The sequence below is a fragment of the Paenibacillus sp. PastF-3 genome (assembly GCF_029893135.1).
In the GTDB taxonomy this organism is placed as follows: Bacteria; Bacillota; Bacilli; order Paenibacillales; family Paenibacillaceae; genus Paenibacillus_AQ; species Paenibacillus_AQ nitricinens.
In genome coordinates, this window is sequence record NZ_JARXWM010000006.1 from 244,755 (window position 1) to 263,757 (window position 19,003).

General features: G+C 44.0%; 15 protein-coding genes. 4 read left to right on the top strand and 11 right to left on the bottom strand.

What is annotated here, in order from left to right:
• Window positions 1-14: 14 nt before the first annotated feature.
• The 8 genes from M2444_RS14520 to cidR form a co-directional block, all read right to left on the bottom strand.
• Entirely contained in the window at window positions 15-2,243 is a 2,229-nt protein-coding gene (locus M2444_RS14520) for an MMPL family transporter (RefSeq protein WP_094872074.1), read from the bottom strand.
• A 217-nt stretch (window positions 2,244-2,460) separates the two neighbouring features.
• Complete coding sequence (locus M2444_RS14525) at window positions 2,461-4,350, bottom strand: ABC transporter ATP-binding protein (RefSeq protein WP_094872073.1); 1,890 nt, start codon at window positions 4,348-4,350, stop codon at window positions 2,461-2,463.
• Window positions 4,347-6,107 carry an ABC transporter ATP-binding protein gene (locus tag M2444_RS14530; protein WP_094872072.1) on the bottom strand — a complete coding sequence of 587 codons (1,761 nt, stop codon included), beginning with the start codon at window positions 6,105-6,107 and terminating at the stop codon, window positions 4,347-4,349. The genes M2444_RS14525 and M2444_RS14530 overlap by 4 nt, the downstream gene beginning before the upstream one ends.
• Entirely contained in the window at window positions 6,100-6,546 is a 447-nt protein-coding gene (locus tag M2444_RS14535; RefSeq protein ID WP_094877343.1) for a MarR family winged helix-turn-helix transcriptional regulator, read from the bottom strand. Before M2444_RS14535 ends, M2444_RS14530 begins: the two co-directional genes overlap by 8 nt.
• Window positions 6,547-6,820: 274 nt before the next feature.
• Window positions 6,821-6,946, bottom strand: a complete 126-nt coding sequence (locus M2444_RS14540) for a hypothetical protein (RefSeq protein ID WP_256990535.1) — start codon at window positions 6,944-6,946, stop codon at window positions 6,821-6,823.
• A complete protein-coding gene (locus M2444_RS14545) occupies window positions 6,900-8,297 on the bottom strand; it encodes a DNA-binding protein (protein WP_280787310.1) in 1,398 nt (465 codons plus the stop codon). The genes M2444_RS14540 and M2444_RS14545 overlap by 47 nt, the downstream gene beginning before the upstream one ends.
• A gap of 196 nt (window positions 8,298-8,493) precedes the next feature.
• The gene (locus tag M2444_RS14550) at window positions 8,494-8,733 is read right to left on the bottom strand and encodes an aspartyl-phosphate phosphatase Spo0E family protein (RefSeq protein ID WP_256989909.1); all 240 of its coding nucleotides are present in this window, start codon (window positions 8,731-8,733) and stop codon (window positions 8,494-8,496) included.
• Window positions 8,734-8,862: 129 nt separating this feature from the next.
• On the bottom strand, window positions 8,863-9,777 hold the full coding sequence (cidR, locus tag M2444_RS14555; protein WP_094872065.1) for a cidABC operon transcriptional activator CidR: 915 nt from the start codon (window positions 9,775-9,777) through the stop codon (window positions 8,863-8,865).
• 112 nt (window positions 9,778-9,889) lie between these two features.
• On the opposite strand from cidR, the gene M2444_RS14560 reads away from it, so the two are divergent.
• Window positions 9,890-10,264 carry a CidA/LrgA family protein gene (locus tag M2444_RS14560; protein ID WP_094877345.1) on the top strand — a complete coding sequence of 125 codons (375 nt, stop codon included), beginning with the start codon at window positions 9,890-9,892 and terminating at the stop codon, window positions 10,262-10,264.
• A complete protein-coding gene (locus tag M2444_RS14565) occupies window positions 10,258-10,941 on the top strand; it encodes a CidB/LrgB family autolysis modulator (RefSeq protein WP_042192587.1) in 684 nt (227 codons plus the stop codon). Before M2444_RS14560 ends, M2444_RS14565 begins: the two co-directional genes overlap by 7 nt.
• Window positions 10,942-11,017: 76 nt before the next feature.
• On the opposite strand, the gene M2444_RS14570 is transcribed toward M2444_RS14565, so the two are convergent.
• The gene (locus tag M2444_RS14570) at window positions 11,018-11,986 is read right to left on the bottom strand and encodes a Gfo/Idh/MocA family protein (RefSeq protein ID WP_280787311.1); all 969 of its coding nucleotides are present in this window, start codon (window positions 11,984-11,986) and stop codon (window positions 11,018-11,020) included.
• Between the two features lie 53 nt (window positions 11,987-12,039).
• A complete protein-coding gene (locus M2444_RS14575) occupies window positions 12,040-14,346 on the bottom strand; it encodes a helicase C-terminal domain-containing protein (protein ID WP_280787312.1) in 2,307 nt (768 codons plus the stop codon).
• 283 nt (window positions 14,347-14,629) lie between these two features.
• Between M2444_RS14575 and M2444_RS14580 the strand changes: the two genes are divergently transcribed.
• Window positions 14,630-16,492: an LTA synthase family protein gene (locus M2444_RS14580; RefSeq protein ID WP_094872060.1), complete on the top strand. Its 1,863-nt coding sequence runs from the start codon at window positions 14,630-14,632 to the stop codon at window positions 16,490-16,492.
• A gap of 83 nt (window positions 16,493-16,575) precedes the next feature.
• On the opposite strand, the gene M2444_RS14585 is transcribed toward M2444_RS14580, so the two are convergent.
• The gene (locus M2444_RS14585) at window positions 16,576-17,007 is read right to left on the bottom strand and encodes a MarR family winged helix-turn-helix transcriptional regulator (RefSeq protein ID WP_094877348.1); all 432 of its coding nucleotides are present in this window, start codon (window positions 17,005-17,007) and stop codon (window positions 16,576-16,578) included.
• Window positions 17,008-17,254: 247 nt separating this feature from the next.
• On the opposite strand from M2444_RS14585, the gene M2444_RS14590 reads away from it, so the two are divergent.
• On the top strand, window positions 17,255-18,949 hold the full coding sequence (locus M2444_RS14590; RefSeq protein ID WP_280787313.1) for a methyl-accepting chemotaxis protein: 1,695 nt from the start codon (window positions 17,255-17,257) through the stop codon (window positions 18,947-18,949).
• Window positions 18,950-19,003 lie beyond the last annotated feature (54 nt).

Genomic DNA, 19,003 nt, shown 5'->3' on the forward strand with positions numbered 1-19,003 from the left:
TTACAGTGTGTCGCTTATTGCTCACTAACATGAGGCAAAGCTTGCTCCACCTCTTGATGTTTCCCCGGCCAGAATGCCCACCGGCCAAAAAGTGTCGTAATAGCGGGCACAAGGAACGGACGAACTACGAAGGTATCAAGTAGGATACCTAGAGCGGTGATGATACCAAATTGCACAAGCACCTGAATCGGTAAGCTAGCTAATACAGCAAAAGTACCTGCCAGAATGAGGCCTGCCGAGGTAATTACTGAGCTGGTCTCATTCACGCCTTCCGCGATCGCCTGCTTAAGCGGCATGGTCTTACGCTTTTTCCAAATATTCGAGATCATAAAGATATTATAATCTTCTCCAAGTGCCACCAGGAATACAAAGGAATAGAGCGGGATCGCTCCTTGAATAGCATCTGCACCCATCACATAGTGAATGATAATCCAGCCTAAGCCAAGTGCAGAGAAGAAGGAGAGAATAACTGTTCCGACCAGATAAATAGTTGCCACTATCGAACGCAGATATATCAACAACAGCAAAGTGATCAACCCGATAACAACAGGGATAATCAGATCGGTGTCGCGATCTCCGATTTTTTTGGTATCATACTGAGTCGCTGTCTGACCACTTACCCACACATGATCTGAAGGACTCTCTACCCCTACATCAATCAGCGCTTGCTCTGCCGTTTCTAAAAGGGCTGGAATATGCCCCATCGCTTCAAGTGAATAAGGATTGTTCTTAAATTCGATATCAAAACCCAGAATATCCTTGTTCACAGCGCCCTGCTGCGGATCAGAAACCGTATCCACATACGTGAGCCCTCCGAGAATGACTTTAAGGTCCTCTCCACTCGCTTGCCCCTTAGTATTAATAATCAGTTTAGCGGGAGCTAGTTCGCCCGGTGAAAACTGCTTACCGATGAGGTCAAACCCTTCGCGGGACTCCATATTTTTAGGAAAAGAAGAGAGAATATCATACGTAAACTTGATTCCACTGGAGAATGAAGCCAGAATCCCCAGTCCGATAACGGTCACTCCTACGATAGCCCAAGGCCTGGAAACTACAAATCCGCCAATCCCTTTTTTATGGGAGACTTTAAGTTCTGGAACTGGTTTCCCTTTAGCCTTAGCCCGTTCAACCTCCATTTGCGGCGTACGCGGAATGAATGGGAAGAACGAGGTCCGTCCGAAGATCGCCAAAAGTGCAGGTACAAGCGTTAAGCTAGCAATTCCCATAATGAAAATCGAAACACTGAACGGTATTGCAAAGCGATGATATGCTCCATACTTAGCCAGTAATAGCGCGAACAGTGCAAGCACAACGGTGAAACCACTCATTGCAATAGCCCCTGAAGAATCGGTAATGGAACGAAGCAGGGCACGAGTTTTGCTTTGCTCTATCTTCAGAAGCTGACGGAATCGCGAAATCAGGAACAAACAATAGTCCGTACCCGCACCGAACAACAGAACCGTCATGATGGAGACTGCCTGCGAATCCACGGTGATCCAGCCTTCTTGCGCCATTTTTCCAAGGATCGGGCTAGTAATACCATAAGCGAATCCAACAGCAATAAGCGGAATAAACGCCAAGATAGGCGAACGATAAATCACCAATAAGAACACCAGCACAAGCACAACCGTAGCAATCAGCAAGGAAACGTCTGCGTTCTGGAACAGTCCAGTAGCATCGATAGATATACCCACTGGACCCGTAACACGTAAACTCAGGTCTTTTCCATCCGCCTTAGCAGTGGACGGATCTCCACCGGTCTCCGTGTTTATGATCTTTTTCATTTCTGTCACAGCTTCGCCGAGCTGATCACTATCTGCCGTTTTATCAAAAAGCACCGGGGTTACCAGCGTACTAAGATCCTCGGATAACGAGGCCTGTAGTGCTTGTGGCGGCAGCTGTCCTAATGGAGGGACAAAATTCTGATGGGGCAATGGTTGCTGCTCCAACTTCTTGTACACAGCAGTGATATGTACTAAATCATCTTGTGAAAGCCCACCTTCTCTATGCCATACGAGCAGCGCAGGCACTCCGCTTCCACTAGGGAATTCCTGCTCTGCAATAGCTGCTGCCTGTACCGACTGTGCATCATCTGGGAGGTTAGGCGCATTATTAGCAACCTGAGAATTCACTGCAGGCCATAACAGGGTAAGTGCACCTACAAGCACTATCCACACGAGAAGAGTAATCCACTTCGTCTTTTTTCCTGCCACCCATTTTCCGTAGCCTGACATTCCCTTCATCCTCTCCTTTACCCTGCAGCCTTAGAAATGAGCCGCGGGTCATTTTTAATTCTATCATATATATGCTTTAATTTTTAATCAAACTTTTTTTATTTTTCCGAAAAATCAAAACACCTCACCACATATAAAATACCCCTCTCTTCACATTGAAAATCAGCAACATGTGAAAAGAGGGGTTTATGGTCTGCTACACTTTTTTCTTTACTTCAATTTAGATTTAGCCTGCGTCCAAATCTCCTTCAGAGAACTGACTGTTATAGAGATCAGCATAGAATCCGCCTTGTGCCAGCAGCTCCTCATGGTTGCCCTTCTCGATTACACTACCTTGATTCATAACAAGGATAAGGTCGGCATCTCGAATCGTAGAAAGACGGTGGGCAATTACAAAGCTGGTTCTGTTTTGCATCAATGCCTTCATTGCTTTTTGAATCAACAATTCGGTCCGTGTATCGACACTGCTTGTTGCTTCATCAAGAATGAGGATCGATGGATCAGCCAGAATCGCACGGGCAATCGTGATCAGCTGCTTTTGTCCTTGTGAAATATTAGAAGCTTCTTCATTTAACACCGTATTATAGCCAAGCGGAAGTGTGCGGATAAAGTGATCGGCATGGGCAGCCTTGGCCGCACGCACCACATCAGCCTCTGAAGCACCTTCACGTCCGTAAGCAATGTTATCGCGGATCGTACCATTGAACAGCCAGGTATCCTGAAGCACCATACCAAATTTGCTGCGCAGGTCACTCCGTTTCATATTGGTAATATTGACGCCATCAATGATAATTTCCCCATCGTTCAGCTCGTAGAAGCGCATCAACAGGTTAATCAAAGTGGTTTTACCAGCACCGGTAGGACCGACAATCGCTATAGTCTGACCTGGACTAACCTCAATGTTCATGTCCTCAATCAGAATCGCATCTTCTTTATATCCGAATTTCACATGACGGAACTCAACGGAGCCTTCCGGAGTACCATCATCAAGCTTCGCAACTGTAGTAGTAACTTCCTTAACTTCCTCTTCTTCATCCAGAAGTTCGAATACCCGTTCTGCAGAAGCAATCGTGGATTGAATAATATTAGCAATATTAGCCGTTTGTGCAATCGGCTGGGTGAACTGACGGGAATACTGAATAAAGGCTTGAATATCCCCGACATCGATCATTTTTTTAGTAACAAAGATACCGCCGACTACACAAATCATTACATAACCCAAGTTACCAATAAACATCATGAGCGGCATAATCATACCGGACATGAATTGGGCACGCCAGCCAGAGTCGTAAAGTTTATCGTTAATTTCATCGAAATCCTTAAGGGACTGCGGTTCACGACCAAATGCTTTAATAATCCGGTGACCGGTATACATTTCCTCTACATGACCATTCAACTGACCAAGTGATTTCTGCTGGCCCACAAAATAAGTCTGCGAGCGCTTGGAGATAGCCATAATCACAACGAAGCTGAGTGGCAATGTAACAATTGTAATCAAAGTCAGCCATGGGCTGATGGTAAGCATCATTACGATGACACCGATAATGGTGACAATAGAAGTAATCAATTGAGTTAAGCTCTGCTGCAGCGTAGTACTGATGTTATCCACATCATTCGTAGCACGGCTTAGAATTTCCCCATGGGTACGGGAATCAAAATATTTCAAAGGCAAACGTTCCAGCTTGCTGTTGATTTGCTCACGCATGTCGTAGACGACCTTCTGAGCTACGCCAGCCATTACATACTGCTGGATATAGCTAAACAGAGCACTAAGCAAATACAGACCCGCAAGGATGATCAGGATATCATTAATGTATCCAAAATCAATGGAAGCTCCCTCAACACCCATTAATTTACCATAAGCACCTTCAAACAGTTTAGTTGTTGCTTTACCCATAACCTTAGGACTGAAAATACTGAACACCGTACTGGCAATAGCCATAACTAGAACGATGATTAATTGAACCATACGAGGTCTTAAATATTTAATCAGACGACGAAGTGTACCCTTAAAGTCTTTAGCCTTTTCTGCAGGCATCCGCATGCCAGGGCCGCCACCAGGTCCAGGACCTTTATGGGCGCGTGGAGCTGCAGGCTTATTGTTTTGTTCACTCATGCTATTTCCTCCTCTGACAGCTGCGAGGATACGATCTCGCGGTACACATCACTGCTCGCGAGCAGTTCACGGTGAGTGCCCATTCCGGCGATTTCACCCTCATCAATAACAATAATCCGGTCGGCATCCATAACGGTACTAACCCGTTGAGCTACGATTAGAACAGTGGATTCCGTGGTTTCATCTTTGAGTGCCGCGCGGAGCTTAGCATCTGTTTTGAAATCAAGCGCTGAGAAGCTGTCGTCAAACAGATAAACTTGAGGTTTTCTCACAAGCGCACGTGCAATGGACAACCGTTGTTTCTGACCACCGGAGACATTACTACCGCCTTGAGCAATTTCCGAATCAAACCCATCTTTCATGGCTGAGACGAAATCGTAGGCCTGAGCTACCTTGGCTGCATGAATGATTTCTTCATCGGTAGCATCCTCTTTACCGTAGCGAATGTTTTCGTTAATCGTACCTGTGAACAATACCGCTTTTTGAGGGATGTAACCAATTTTGCTCCGTAGCTCTTCTTGTGTCATCTCACGTACATCTACTCCGTTCACACGTACAGCACCTTCGTTAACATCATAGAACCTTGGAATCAAACTGAGCAGGGTAGATTTACCTGAACCTGTACCACCGATAATCGCCGTAACTTCACCTGGACGAGCACTAAAGCTAATTTTCGAAAGTGCAGGTTGTTCCGCCCCAGGATAAGAAAAGGAAACATTATCGAATTCAACAAAACCACGCATATGATCGCGGCCGTCTTTTTTAGTAGCTTGAGCCGTTGTTTGCAATTCACTCTCTGATGGATCTGTGAACTCCGGACGCATATCGAGCACTTCATTGATACGTAAGGCTGAAGCTGAAGCACGAGGAATCAGCACGAACATCATCGACACCATAATCAGGGAGAACATGATTTGCATCGCATATTGAATAAATGCCATCAGTGAGCCGACTTGTAAATCGCCATCGCCAATTCGAATCCCACCAAAGTAAAGAATTGCGATCATGGAAAAGTTCATAACAATCATCATAAGCGGCATCAAACCGGCCATGATTTTATTTACTTTGATCGCTGTGTCTGTCAGATCACGGTTAGCCTCGGAGAAGCGTTTGTTCTCATGATCAATCCGGTTAAATGAACGGATAACACGGATACCCGTCAAATGTTCACGTAACACCAGATTTAATTTATCCAGCTTGATCTGTATCGCTTTAAACAGTGGTAATCCCTTCATTCCGATAAAGAAAATTGCGCCAACGAGTACCGGAATAACTACTACAAAGATCAATGATAATTTCGCATCTTCAGATACCGCCATGATGATACCACCAATCATCATCATCGGTGCACCGATCATCATACGCAGCATCATAGTAAGTACCGTCTGTACCTGCGTAATATCATTCGTTGTACGGGTAATTAAAGATGCGGTACCGAGTTTATCAAATTCATGCAGCGTGAAATTCTCTACATGGTTAAACACACGAGCACGGGTAAGTTTACCGAATCCTGCTGCCACTTTTGCCGATAAATAGCTGGCAATGACTGAACATATAGCCCCGCCCCCTGCAACTAAAAGCATGAAGCTACCTATTTTCCAAATAAAACTACGATCTCCCTGAACAATTCCTTTGTCGACGATGTCGGACATCAGCGTTGGGAGGTATAAGTCGCCCATGGACTGTAAGAACACAAGAATTAATACAGCACCAATAGCTACTCGAAATGGCTTCAGTTGTTTAAATAATTTAATCAAGCTTCTCATCTCCGTTCATTTGTAGCCTATCCCAATTAGGTGGTGGATTATCCTCAACAAAAGCATGTACCTTCAGCAATAGTTCTGTGAGCTGCTTAGTCTCTTTTTCACCTAAGTACTGTACGAGCTCATCCAGCATTGCATCTCTATATTGCTCTGCTCTTCGTGTGAGTTTTTTTCCACTCTCCGTCAATTTTACGCGTACGACTCTTCGGTCCGAAGGATCTGCGTGTCTTTCCACCATCTGTTTCGCCTCAAGACTATTAATCAACTGCGTAATAGTTGGAGGTGTGAATCCGAGGAGTCGGCTGATTTCAGATATCTTTAGACCCTCATCATCAGAATGATTCCATTTTTCAATGCATATCATTAAAGTCATCTCACTCGGCTTATGGCCTTCAACACCCTTTTGCCATTGGCCTTTATGCAGCCGTTTCATCGCCGCGAAAAGCCCGTGTGCGACTGAATTTTCGGTATTTCCTGTATTTCCTCCGTTTATCCCAATTTCTATCACCTCTAATTTAGTTAGGTCAGCTAATTATTAAACACTGTATTATTTAGGCTACCTAATTATATTTTCGGCACAACGCTTTGTCAAATTTTGAATACGGTATCAATTATTACGAAATAAAAAACTCCCAACCAGAGAGGTAAGGAGTTCAATAAGCAGATATGTAACTATATATATTATAATGTCCAACATAACTTTAATATTAGAATCCTACTCCGTGCTCCATAGTCGTAATGCCTCCATGGCCGCCACCAATGGTCGGTTGACCAATAACGATGAAGCTAAACAATACTAAAATGCCGGCCATCATCAATAGTGATTTTTTCATCTTTTCTCACCTCCCTTATTAAATTTCTGTATTTCTCCTGTTGATTCTGAGTTGCGTAGTCCCTGTTGGTCTCAAATAAAGTTACACACTTTATGAAGTCTATTCCATTATTCGTCTTGATAGATAATTCTAAAGACTGAATAGTATACTCCACACCTGTAGTATATTGTTTGTTTCTTATTTGATATATGGCTATTTGATAATACAACCGGTATAGTCGGTCGATATTAATAGGATCTTCAAACTGTTCAAATCGCAACATCTCCCGTGAGAACCTTGTAAGCACATTGTCTACAGAAAATTTGTGAAGATTAGCCGATTCCATAATAATAATGAGACCTGGCAATATTTCACCGGGATGATCAGCCAAGAAGGCTACATAATCCGGCACGACATTAACATTACCTTCCAACAACTCCAATGTAAAGTTATTGCCGATTGCAAATAATCGGAATTTATCTACGGCTTGATGACCTGCTTCGTCCAACATTTCAAACCAACTAAGGTCTGCGTAACCTGCAGTATATTTCTTCGCCGCTTCGTATTCACCTTGTTTTGTCAACGCAGTTGCTTTGAGCAAATATCCATGACCATAATAGACGACGAGCGGGCGTTCAGTACAGAGTGTTTCTGTTCGTTTATCTTCACTTCTTCGCAGTTCTTGGCGGTAAACTGCATTGGCTAAGGCCCTCAACTCATCTGCGTAGCTTTCCATTTCTCCCCATCTACGAAGGGTGAAACATAACTGCGTCAGCATTAATAAACCATCCAATTGCATGTTTTCTGGAAGACGCCTCCTGAATGGACTAAAACTAATGACTGCGCTCAGTTTCTCCTCCATATCCAGCGTTTGTAAATATTTAAAAATACGATAATGACTGATCGCGAGACGTTCACTGTAACTATCAGACTCGTTCTCTACTACAATCTTGTAAAAGAGGATTGATTCCTGTGTTTTTCCCTTGTTAAACAATTTATCAGCTACCGAATAAACGATATCTAGCGATTTCGGATATTCCAATAACCTGTTTAATGTTTCATCAATGCATTGCTGCTTGCCCAACTCAGCACAACGTATTAAAAAGGGCTCTACCCTGCGGCGTGAGACCTTCTCCTCATTGAAGCATTCATCTACATAAAGTGGATACAGCCATCCATCAGGAAAACCAAAGGCTTTAATGATTGCATCTATTTGTCCCAGGGACATAGGCTTCGGTGGATTCCCGTGCAGGATTGCACTGAGACTTCCTCGATTCAGACCACAAATTTTTGAAAATGAGGCGAGATTATGGCCGGAGCGGGACAGATTTTTCTCAATTTCTGAGCGTATAGTTGTTAACTTTCCCTCCACTCGGCACCCCCAAAGTTTGACTTGAAAAGATTCTATTAATTGACATTATAGGTGAAAGTTATGGATTGTACAACCAATAGATTGTACGACAAAAAGAGGAGCGTATTTCTCTCCTCTTTATCGGTTGGATCTTCGTAATAGTGTAATTCTATGGATGTATCGAAGTTTAATTTATGGTATTAGCGGCTTTTGAGCTTCAGCAGTAAGCTGTTGCACTCGCCTTGCGACTGCGCAAGTTCTCCATCATCTTATGTTGTGCCAGCAAAATATAACCGTCTAATCGCTCGCTTAGCTCTAGGACAGCATGGTCACTAAGACTCCGTTTCTCCGCGACTTCCAGCAATTCGCATCTAAGGCTCTCTATAGTCACAAACAGCTCATCTTCTCTGTAGTCTCTTCTATAAGCTTTCTCGGAAGAACCTTGATATAGTGTCACAACTCTCTCCTTCTCTCTATCAACATCTCCTCCTATCATAATCCATGATACCAAAAAACATATTTTCAAAAAAAAAGAAAAATTTGCAGAACATCCACAAAAAATAAAACAGTTATTATTTCGGATGTTCTATAGACTCGTAGGGAAGTCATTTGGGTATTGTTCTCTCAATAGACCCTTTGCAAAAGAAATCCATTCCCGTGCTGCAAAGGATAAATAACGATCTCTACGCCACGCCATAGCGAGCTGCCAAGGGATTACTGGATCTGTCAAAGGAATAACTACCAATCGTGAGCGGTCCATGTCGCGGCAAATGGTTTCCGGCAATAATGCGATTCCCATTCCCGCGGCGACCATCTTGCTGATTAAGTCCCATTGTGAACTCTCATATATAACCTTTGGCTGAAATCCAGCTTTTACACATTCCGTAATGATCCGATCATGCAGCGTAAAATCCTCTCGAAATAGCACGAACTCCTCTTCTGCCAGTTCACTTAGCGGAACAAGCTCTGCCTCGGCCAGCCGATGTCCCATAGGTAAAATAAGATTCAGCGTCTCTTCAACAAAGGTAAAACAATGAAGTTTGGCTGTATCTACAGGCAATACGACCATTCCAATGTCCAGCAGTCCGGTTTCTACATCTTCCTCCACTTTTTTGGCCCCATCCTCATGCAGACGAATCGTAACCTGTGGATATCGCTTATGAAATTGACCAATTACTGAAGGAAAAAAACTCGCGCCTACCATAGGAGGCAAACCGATACGGATGTGACCCTGCTCCAGATTCCGTAAGTTATCCAGTTCAGAAGACAAGCTGGCGAAAGACTCCACGATATTTTGCGCTTTGGTGAACAAAATTTCCCCTGCGTCTGTAAGCCTTACACTCTTCCCTTCACGGTAGAACAAGTCTGCCTCCAGTTCGACCTCCATATTCCGAATCATTTTACTGATCGTGGGCTGTGTTATATATAATGATTCAGCAGCTCTGGTAAAGCTTTTCATTCGTGCCGCTTGAACGAAATATTCTAATTGTCGGATATCCATTTATGTGCCCCCTAATCCATAGACAAAAGGAATGTCATTTATTCGATCTATTCATTTTACCTATGAAAACAATTGATGTAAACTTTCATTATCATGAAAGGAGCGAAGCCTTATGAAAAAGATTGTTATAGGCTTGCTGCAGGTAGCGGGACTTATGTTATTCTCTTTACTTATCAACGCTTTGACCCCATTATTGCATATCCCTATTCCCGGAAGCATACTCGGAATGATTATATTGTTTCTCCTGCTTGAGTTCGGTGTCATTCGTCTAAATTGGGTAGAAATGGGTGCTTCTTGGCTACTCGCCGAGCTCCTACTGTTCTTCATTCCATCTGCTATAGGTGTAATGAAATACGCTAATATTCTGGAAACGGATGGATTACGTATTCTTGCCGTTGTCGTCTTAGGCACATTTGTTGTGATGGCTAGTTCCGGATTACTTACCAGTAGAATTTATAAAGCGAAGGAGCGGAAAGAATCATGTTAAACGCTCTGCTATTCTTTGGTCTCACGGTCGCGGTGTATTTACTCGCGAAACGTATCTACGCTTCTACTGGTAAAGTCTACACCTCTCCATTAATCATCACACCAGTGATTATGATCATCTTTCTGCTTATAACAGGCATTACTTATGACTCATACAATGCGGGAGGAAAATGGCTGACGGATTTGCTGCAACCAGCAACCATGGCCTTTGCCATCCCTTTGCATAAGAACTTCAAGGTACTCAAAAAGCACGCCGCCGAAATTGCGGCAGGCGTGCTATCAGGGACGATAGTTGCGGTGATCTCTTCCATTCTGCTCGCCAAATGGCTGCATGTTAGCGGCGATCTGGCAGCAAGTCTGGTCCCGCGTTCGGTAACCACACCGATCGCTATGAGCATCTCGCAAAGTATCGGCGGTGTACCGAGTATCACAGCAGTCTTCGTCATTATTACCGGGATACTGGGTACAATGATGGGCCCTACTGTACTTCGTATCTTCCGCATTGAGAATGAAATTGCGCGCGGTGTATCGCTGGGAACCGCTGCACATGGTACAGGAACATCCAAAGCCTTCGAGCTTAGTTCACTGACCGGAACCATCTCCAGTATTGCGATGATTCTGTCCGCGCTGTTATCTATAGGTGTGGCGCCAGCTTTGCTCGCGATATTCCTCCACTAGGCTAACCCAGCTTGGGCCAAGGGCATGTCACTTTAGTACATCTAAAGTAGCATGTCCTTTTTCTATGAATCGAACCTTAGAGCTTAACAGGCAACCCGCTTTGCGCTGAATCGTAGGCCGCACAGGTGACTTTGAGGGTTTTGTATCCATCCTCATAGTCGCATAAAATGCGCGAGCGATCCCCCGTCCGTACAGCATGTATGAAGGCTTCACTTTCTACTAAATATGGGTTTCCTGTATTCTCAAATTCGGTACTATTGCCGCTTCGCACTTCCAAGAGACGATCCGGGTTCCAGTCCAATAGTCCCCGATCATTATAGAAGCTTAGACCTACACTGCCCACCTCATCAGGTAAAACGCATGTATTTGAAATATTAGCAATAATCCCATTTTCAAGCTTCAGGGATACCGTACCTACATCTGCCACGCTCACACCTTCATGCTGCTCATGCATAATCCGGTTTCCAAACATGCCGTAGACTTCCTTTACTTCTCCGGCTAGATAGCGCACCAAATCGACGATATGTGTAGTTTGCTCTGTGAATTGTCCTCCGGATTGCTTCTGATCACGCCACCAAGCTACGCCTGGCATGCCGCCCATCCATTGCCCCATAATCATACCAACCTTGTCATCACGCAAAGTTTCTTTCAGACTCTTAATGTTCTCCTGATAGCGGAAATGATATCCTACCGAGGTTAACAAATGATGTTCTTTAATATCCTGAAGTAGGCTTGCGGGAATTTCAGTAGTCATACTAAGCGGTTTTTCTATAAAAAAGGGAATATCCCTCTTGATTAATGATCGTTCGATCGCACCATGAGATTGTGGAGGCACACAAATATAAACAGCATCGAGCTTCTCCGCATCCAGCATCTCTGTAATATCACCATATCCAGCAGCATCGTATGGTCGTGCCATATCTTCGCCTTTAGCCTTACTGCTTCCGCAGACCGCCTGCAAACGGACATCATCCATCTCTGCCAGTAAATCAGCATGTACCTTAGAGAACCAACCCGTACCCACAATACCCACTTTTAATGTCATACTTTTTCCTCCTGCCGATTGATTATGAATACCTTTTCATAGATTATGCCCTCTTATGAGCGGATAAGATAATCTCTCCATTCTTCGGGAAGCAAATGCATATAAGGACGCTGCAAAAAGCGATCATCCGCAAGCACAATAATGCCTGTATCTGTCTCACTTCGAATCAGCCTGCCTCCAGCTTGCAATACCTTGCACATTCCCGGGTAGACATAAGCATAATCAAAGCCGTTTTTACCTCTGGCATTAAAATACTGCCGCAGTAGATTACGCTCAAGACCAAGCTGTGGCAGGCCAACACCAACAACCATCACCCCGTTGAGACGGTCTTCTGGCAAATCTACACCTTCCGAAAAAATCCCTCCGAGTACAGTAAAGCCTAACAACGTCTCGTCATTATCTGGACGAAAGGATGCTAAAAAAATCTCTCTAGCCTGCTCACTCATGCCTGTATCCTGCATCAAAGTCCGTACTTCGGGGTAATTCTCCGTAAAGGCCTGATATACGTTTTGTAAATAGAGATATGAAGGAAAAAAGACCAGATAATTGCCCTTCTTTGAAACCATTTGATGCAATGCCTGAGTTAACGGGATGAGAGAAGCTTCCCGGTCATGATAACGTGTGGAGACAGGCAGCACGGTCACCTCCCATTGCTCCTTCTGAAAAGGAGATGAGACCGTTAAACTGTAATCTTCCTCCACCGCACCAATCATATCCCGATAATACGATAATGGAGAAAGCGTAGCAGAGAACAGAATCTGACTTCGAAAGCTCTTAGACATTTGCCCCAGCAAATGCGATGGATCCAAATTAAATAACTTCAAATACACATCACCGCGCCGGACCTCAGCATAGGTTATGTAGCGTTCATCATAGGTCTTAAAGGTGCGAAGCATCCCTTGAACTGCAAAATAGGTATCCAGGAGAACATTTTCTCCTTCTCCATTCTGAGGAACAATGCTGGCGCTAGGGTGAATAAGTTCCTGTTCCGCCTCCAAAGAAAATATCTCAAGCAAGGCTGGCAGCTCCTCCGGGAATGAGGCCCACTGCCCTTGCCCCTCTTCATTACAAATTTTGCGAAGGGAGATGAAAAAAGCATTCACCGATTTACCTGCAGCACTCAAATTACGGTTTACTTCCTTGTACTGACGCTGGATTTCTAGAAAGGGGGCCTTCAGCAAAGAGGCAGAGAACATCTCTCGTCCCCGGTCTACCAGATTATGCGCTTCATCTACTAGAAGCACCGTTTCTCTCTTTCTCTCCTCCGTTAGCCGTTTCAGGCTGATCCGAGGATCATATATATAATTGTAATCGCAGATCACCGCATCACAGGCATAGGCTGCATCCAGCGAGAACTCAAACGGGCACACTTTATGTTTGTGAGCATACAGTGCTAGGGTGTCTCTGCTCATCAGCGTCTCATGCTCTAACAGATCCATTACTGCATCATTAATCCGATCATAATAGCCATCCGCATAGGGACAGGAATCTTTACCGCAAATCCCTTCATCATGAAAACAGCTCTTTTCTTTAGCAGTAAGTGTGATGACATGCAGCTGAAGTCCCTGTGTCAGCAGTAGAGAAATGGCTTCCTGCGCGGCAAAACGGGTAACCGTCTTAGCCGTTAAATAGAACAATCCTTTAGCTTGTCCATCGCCCATTGCTTTAAGGACCGGGAACAGCGTTGACATTGTTTTCCCAATACCTGTGGGCGCCTGAGCGAACAGACTGACCTTTTCTACGATGGATTTGTATACCGCTCCGGCAAAATGGCGTTGTCCCTTTCGATAAGAAGGAAACGGGAATTGTAACTCTCGAAGGCTCTGCTCCTTCTTAGCCTCATGACGAACCATCATCTCAGCGTACGGAGCATATCTGGCTACAGTATCATTAGCAAATGAGATCAGTTCATCTAAAGACAACGTTCGGTACAAGCTTTTTTGCTCATCAGTAGCCCGGTGGACATAGGTAAGCTTTACTTGAATAGAAGAAAGCTCCTGCTCCAGCGATACCATATATGCGTACATCAGCGCCTGAGCCCAATGAACCTCATGTCCCTCTTCCAGCATATCCAGCAGTCCGGAGGTTGATTTGATTTCTTCGACCGTTAGGCTCCCATCCTCCGAAGCAAGCAGTCCATCACAGCGTCCATCTACTATATAGAGTAAGCTACCATAAGGGATCTCAGTTTTCAGATAGACCTCTTTGCGGTCGCCCTCCTTATATTGCTTTTGGATTTTCTGATGTATTCGTGTTCCTTCAACCATGGAGGAAGTACCATGAAATCCAGGCTCAATACTACCGCTGCGAAAAACATACTCGACGAGCGTTCTAACGGATAGGGTTACAGTACGATCCAACTATTCTCACCTCCCTTAATTAGCCATATATCCTTTTTGTTCCCAATGTCTATTTCGGTCCTTTAATCGCTGTATATCCCCATAGGATAGCATAAACATCATCTTTCACCCATGCGTGTTTAACTTTACGCACTCCACAAAGCTTATACTTACGCTTTCGGTTTTTGACTTTCTTCTGCTAGCCCTGCATAATAAATTTTATTACTATGGAATCAATTTGTCTTGGTGCTGTTTCGTCCTGCTTGAGAAATGGCGTTTTATCATGTAGAAAGAGGGGGAAGCTGTGTCATCCTTTAATATTAAACGTTGGATCATTAAACCTTTTGTGTTTTTCACAATACTTTTTATCCTAAAAGCATTTCTGGCTTGGGGCGTCATTTTTGATGATGTGCTGCCTTGGAAATCATTATTGACAGAAATCCCTTTTGCCTGGGCGCTCTTCTGTATTATTGAGCGGTTCGCCTCCAAACGAAAGCTTGGATATTACATGACAGTCAACTTATTAGTGACAGCCATCTTTTTCGCAGCCATTATGTATTTTAAATATTATGGTGTCATTGTAACTTACCATGCCGCTGAGCAGGTGAATCAAGTCACAGCCGTCAGCAACAGCGTATTCTCACTCATGGACCCTTACTACCTGCTAATCTTTACAGATATCATTGTCCTAGGAGGCTATTTCTTCTTTAATAAGAAAGGCCGGATCTATAAAAAGGAAAATATCAACCGTCGTAACGGAAAAATAAAGTATAGCGTAATATTCGCAGTCTCACTTGGCTTATGCTTGTTCAATATTTTGCCTAATAAGGCCAGTATGAACGAAATTAAAAAAGCTCAGGAGATGGGTATTCTTAATTATGAAGCCTATACGATCTTTGCTAAAGAAGAACCAGAACTTGTGCAATCAAGTGACATTACACAAGATGCCATCAACAAAGTGAAGGGAATTAATACTGCAGTTAGTTCTCCACTTCATGGCACGGCTAAAGGCAAAAATCTTATTATCATTCAATTGGAATCCTTCCAGAGCTTTTTGATGGGTCTTCAGCTAGACGGGCAAGAGATTACACCGAACCTGAACAAGGTAATGAAGGATAGTCTCTACTTCCCTAATTTCTATCAAATGGTCGGTCAAGGGAATACGTCGGATGCAGAGTTCGTAGTGAACACTTCAGCCTACATCCCTCCACGCGGAGCAGCAACCATGTCCTATGTGGATAAGGTGCTTCCAAGTCTGCCACGCTTGCTAAAAGACAATGGTTATCAGACCGCAACCTTCCACACCAATGTCGTAGAGTTTTGGAACCGCGGTGAGCTGTACGAATCGCTGGGCTTTGATCATTATTATGATCGTAAATTTTTTGGGGAAGATGATGTCTTCTTCTTCGGTGCTTCTGATGATACGCTTTATAGTAAAACAGCCGACAAGCTGAAAGAAATGAGCAACGAGGGTCAACCTTTCTACGCTCAGGTCATTTCGATGTCAGCGCATCATCCATTCACAATCCCTGAGGAAAAATACCGTATGAAGCTTCCAGAGCGTTACGAAGGTACTTTTGTGGGTGACTATATCCGTTCCCAGAACTATGCGGATGATGCCTTCGGACATTTCGTAGAAGAACTTAAAGCGAATGGCGTATGGGATAACAGCGTAATCATGATTTATGGAGACCATATGGGACTGCCTATTTATTCTCTCGATCATGATGATAAGCAATTAATGACTGAAATTTATGGTCATGAATATTCCTATGCGGATATGTTAAACATTCCTCTGCTCATCCATACAGGAGACAGCACAGCACCACAGACCTTAGAGCAAGTCGGTGGCGAAGTGGATATTATGCCAACTGCTGCTGGTCTTCTTGGAATTTCATTAGAGAATAACCTGGTTTTCGGTCAAGATCTACTCAGTCAGACTTATAATTTGCTGCCAGAGCGATATTATTTACCTTCCGGTTCTTTCATTTCCAGTTCAGGACTGCTTATTCCGGGTAACAGCTTTGAAGACAACACTCAATATTCAATCGATAAGAATGGAAAAGCACCGTCTGCCACTGAGGATGAATACAACCGAGCATTGAGACTTTTACAGCTCTCCCATAGCTATATTACGCAACTGCCAGACAAACCAATTGAACCATAAGCCATTCATAAAATAAGATTTCAAAAAAGGCCACCTTCCGGAGAAGGTGGCCTTTTCTGTATCAATATACTAAACCTGGAGATTTACCGTTCCTGATCCTCGATCATACGGTAGTACTCTGCAAAATTTTGCAGCTCTTCCGGTTTCAGTATAGATAAATGTTCAGCAAGCAGCTGTTTTGAACGGAAATGTCCTTCTTCAAGTGTCCGCTGGCCTAGCTCGGTGATGGTTACGACAACCGCTCTCCGATCTTTTCCATCCGTCTCACGCTTAATGAAACCCAGCACTTCCAGACGATCCAACATCACTGTAATGGCACTCGATTTGACCTCCATAGACTCCGCCAGTTGTACAACCCGCGACTGCTTCTCTTTCGCTACTATATTTAACAGACCCATCTGAGGTACGGTAAGTCCGAGTTCTTTGTGCAATGACATTTGTGACATGATCTTACGTTGTACTCTCCACATAGATAATCCAAGACGCTCTATTAACGGATCTAATTGATGCGGCATCCTTGTTTCAACTCCCAATCCGTTTTTAATAACTCAAGCGTACCACTAGAACTGGTTAGGATTCAATGCTTTTGTCTACTAAACATTTCATAATCACGTTTATTTCCATAAACATTCCACCAATTTACAATTTCCGACACAAAAATACTATATTCTATGTAAGGTTCTAGGCTTAACGATACGCTATAATCGTAGCAGTGAGATCGATTGTCATCGAAAACATAATTTGTCAAGGTTGGTGCAAAAAATGAAATTGGCAACTAAATTAACTTGGATGATGTTTATCGTGTTACTTCTTGTTGGATCATCCATCGGGTTCTTCGGATACCGTACTGCTTATAAGCAAGTAGACGAAGCAGCAGGTATCGAATTGGTAGGCTGCGCCAATATTACAACCGGGCTGATTGACCCCTCAGACATTACCGCCTTAATTGCAGGAGATCAAAGCAAACTGGAGGTTGTCGAGGACCGGATCGGTTGGATTGTGGCACATAAGGCTATTTTTAAAGAGGCGTTCATTTTATCGCTAGACGGCAAGATACTCGCCGCAGATTCAAGTTTCAAAGCAAGAGGTTATAAAGCAGGCGGCACTTTTTATTTCTCAGATGAAGAGAAGCAAATGATCACTAAATTTAAGCATTCCGCTTACTCCAAGGTTTATACATACGAAGGTACCTCACTTAAGACGGGTTACGGCCCCATCTATCAGGATCATGATCCGTCCAAGCCTATAGTTGCGCTAATGGCTATTAACTTTGATGGACCTTTAATTCAAGAACGGACCCGGGACATCATTGTTCAGCCTTTTATTATCGGGACTTCCATTCTAGTTATTGCTATTGTGGCAGCATATCTCTTAATCCGCCGAATGGTAAGTCCACTAACAAAGTTATCCAGAGGCGTAAATCTTGTTGCACAGGGTGATCTTACTCATGATCCTATTTCATTCAACAGCAAGGATGAAATTGGTACATTAGCTCGAAATTTCAACGGCATGACACAGAGCTTGCGCATGCTCATTACCGAGGTCAATGAAACCTCCATGCAGGTAGCATCTTCATCTGAAGAGCTCTCTGCCAGTGCGCAAGAAACTAATCGTGCTGGTGAGTACAGTGTGAACGTTTCGATTGAGCTTGCTGATGGAGCTAATACACAATTGCAAAATTTGGAGGGTGGTTATAAGTCTGTACAAGATTTGTCACACTTCATTACAGAGATTGCAGGAAATGCAGATAACGCAATGAATAATGCTACCAGTAACGCTGAAAAGGCTCGTACAGGTCGAGAAGCAATGGATTCTACTACGCAGCAGATGAGCGTCGTCAGTGACAGCATCACTGATTTAGCTGTCATTATTGAAACCTTGGGCGGCTACTCCAAGGAAATCGAGAATATCGTGGGCACGATTGCAAGTATCGCAGAAGAAACCAATCTGCTGTCGCTGAATGCAGCCATTGAAGCTGCAAGAGCCGGAGAAGAGGGAAGAGGCTTTGCGGTAGTTGCACAATCCGTACGCAAGCTTGCCGAACGTTCCTCCCAATCCGCTGCTCAAATCGGTCAACTCGTAAACATCATTGTAAATCAGATGGACCATGCAGGAGAAACCATGAAGCGCTCTACAGAAGAGATGGAGCAAGGCCGGGAATTAATCGTAACGGCAGGTCAATCCTTCTCCGAGATTGAAATGTCTGTCTCTGGGATGGCTTCACAAAGTCAGCAGATTTCCGGTACAGTCCGCGAACTAGCCTTCATCTCCGATGGTCTCGTTACTACTCTACAGAATATTGTAGACGTCGCTAATCAGACAGCAAGTGGTGCGGAAACATTATCCGCCTCCTCACAAGAGCAGCTTGCAGCCATGGAAGAAGTGGAGTCAGCTGCAGGTTTCCTGTCCTCGCTAGCTGAGAAGCTACAGATTCTAATTGAACGCTTCAAAGTATAATCCTTCTCATCCATGTAAGTTCTTAAACTTAAAGGGGCTAGCGACCAAGCAGAG

Bases quoted from the DNA above. Each gene is read 5' to 3' on its own strand.
- M2444_RS14535 (WP_094877343.1), bottom strand. From the start codon at position 6,546: ATGAAACGGCTGCATAAAGGCCAATGGCAAAAGGGTGTTGAAGGCCAT.
- M2444_RS14560 (WP_094877345.1), top strand. From the start codon at position 9,890: ATGAAAAAGATTGTTATAGGCTTGCTGCAGGTAGCGGGACTTATGTTA.
- cidR (WP_094872065.1), bottom strand. From the start codon at position 9,777: ATGGATATCCGACAATTAGAATATTTCGTTCAAGCGGCACGAATGAAA.
- M2444_RS14590 (WP_280787313.1), top strand. From the start codon at position 17,255: ATGAAATTGGCAACTAAATTAACTTGGATGATGTTTATCGTGTTACTT.
- M2444_RS14525 (WP_094872073.1), bottom strand. From the start codon at position 4,350: ATGAGTGAACAAAACAATAAGCCTGCAGCTCCACGCGCCCATAAAGGT.
- M2444_RS14570 (WP_280787311.1), bottom strand. From the start codon at position 11,986: ATGACATTAAAAGTGGGTATTGTGGGTACGGGTTGGTTCTCTAAGGTA.
- M2444_RS14585 (WP_094877348.1), bottom strand. From the start codon at position 17,007: ATGCCGCATCAATTAGATCCGTTAATAGAGCGTCTTGGATTATCTATG.
- M2444_RS14520 (WP_094872074.1), bottom strand. From the start codon at position 2,243: ATGAAGGGAATGTCAGGCTACGGAAAATGGGTGGCAGGAAAAAAGACG.
- M2444_RS14565 (WP_042192587.1), top strand. From the start codon at position 10,258: ATGTTAAACGCTCTGCTATTCTTTGGTCTCACGGTCGCGGTGTATTTA.
- M2444_RS14540 (WP_256990535.1), bottom strand. From the start codon at position 6,946: ATGAAAAAATCACTATTGATGATGGCCGGCATTTTAGTATTGTTTAGC.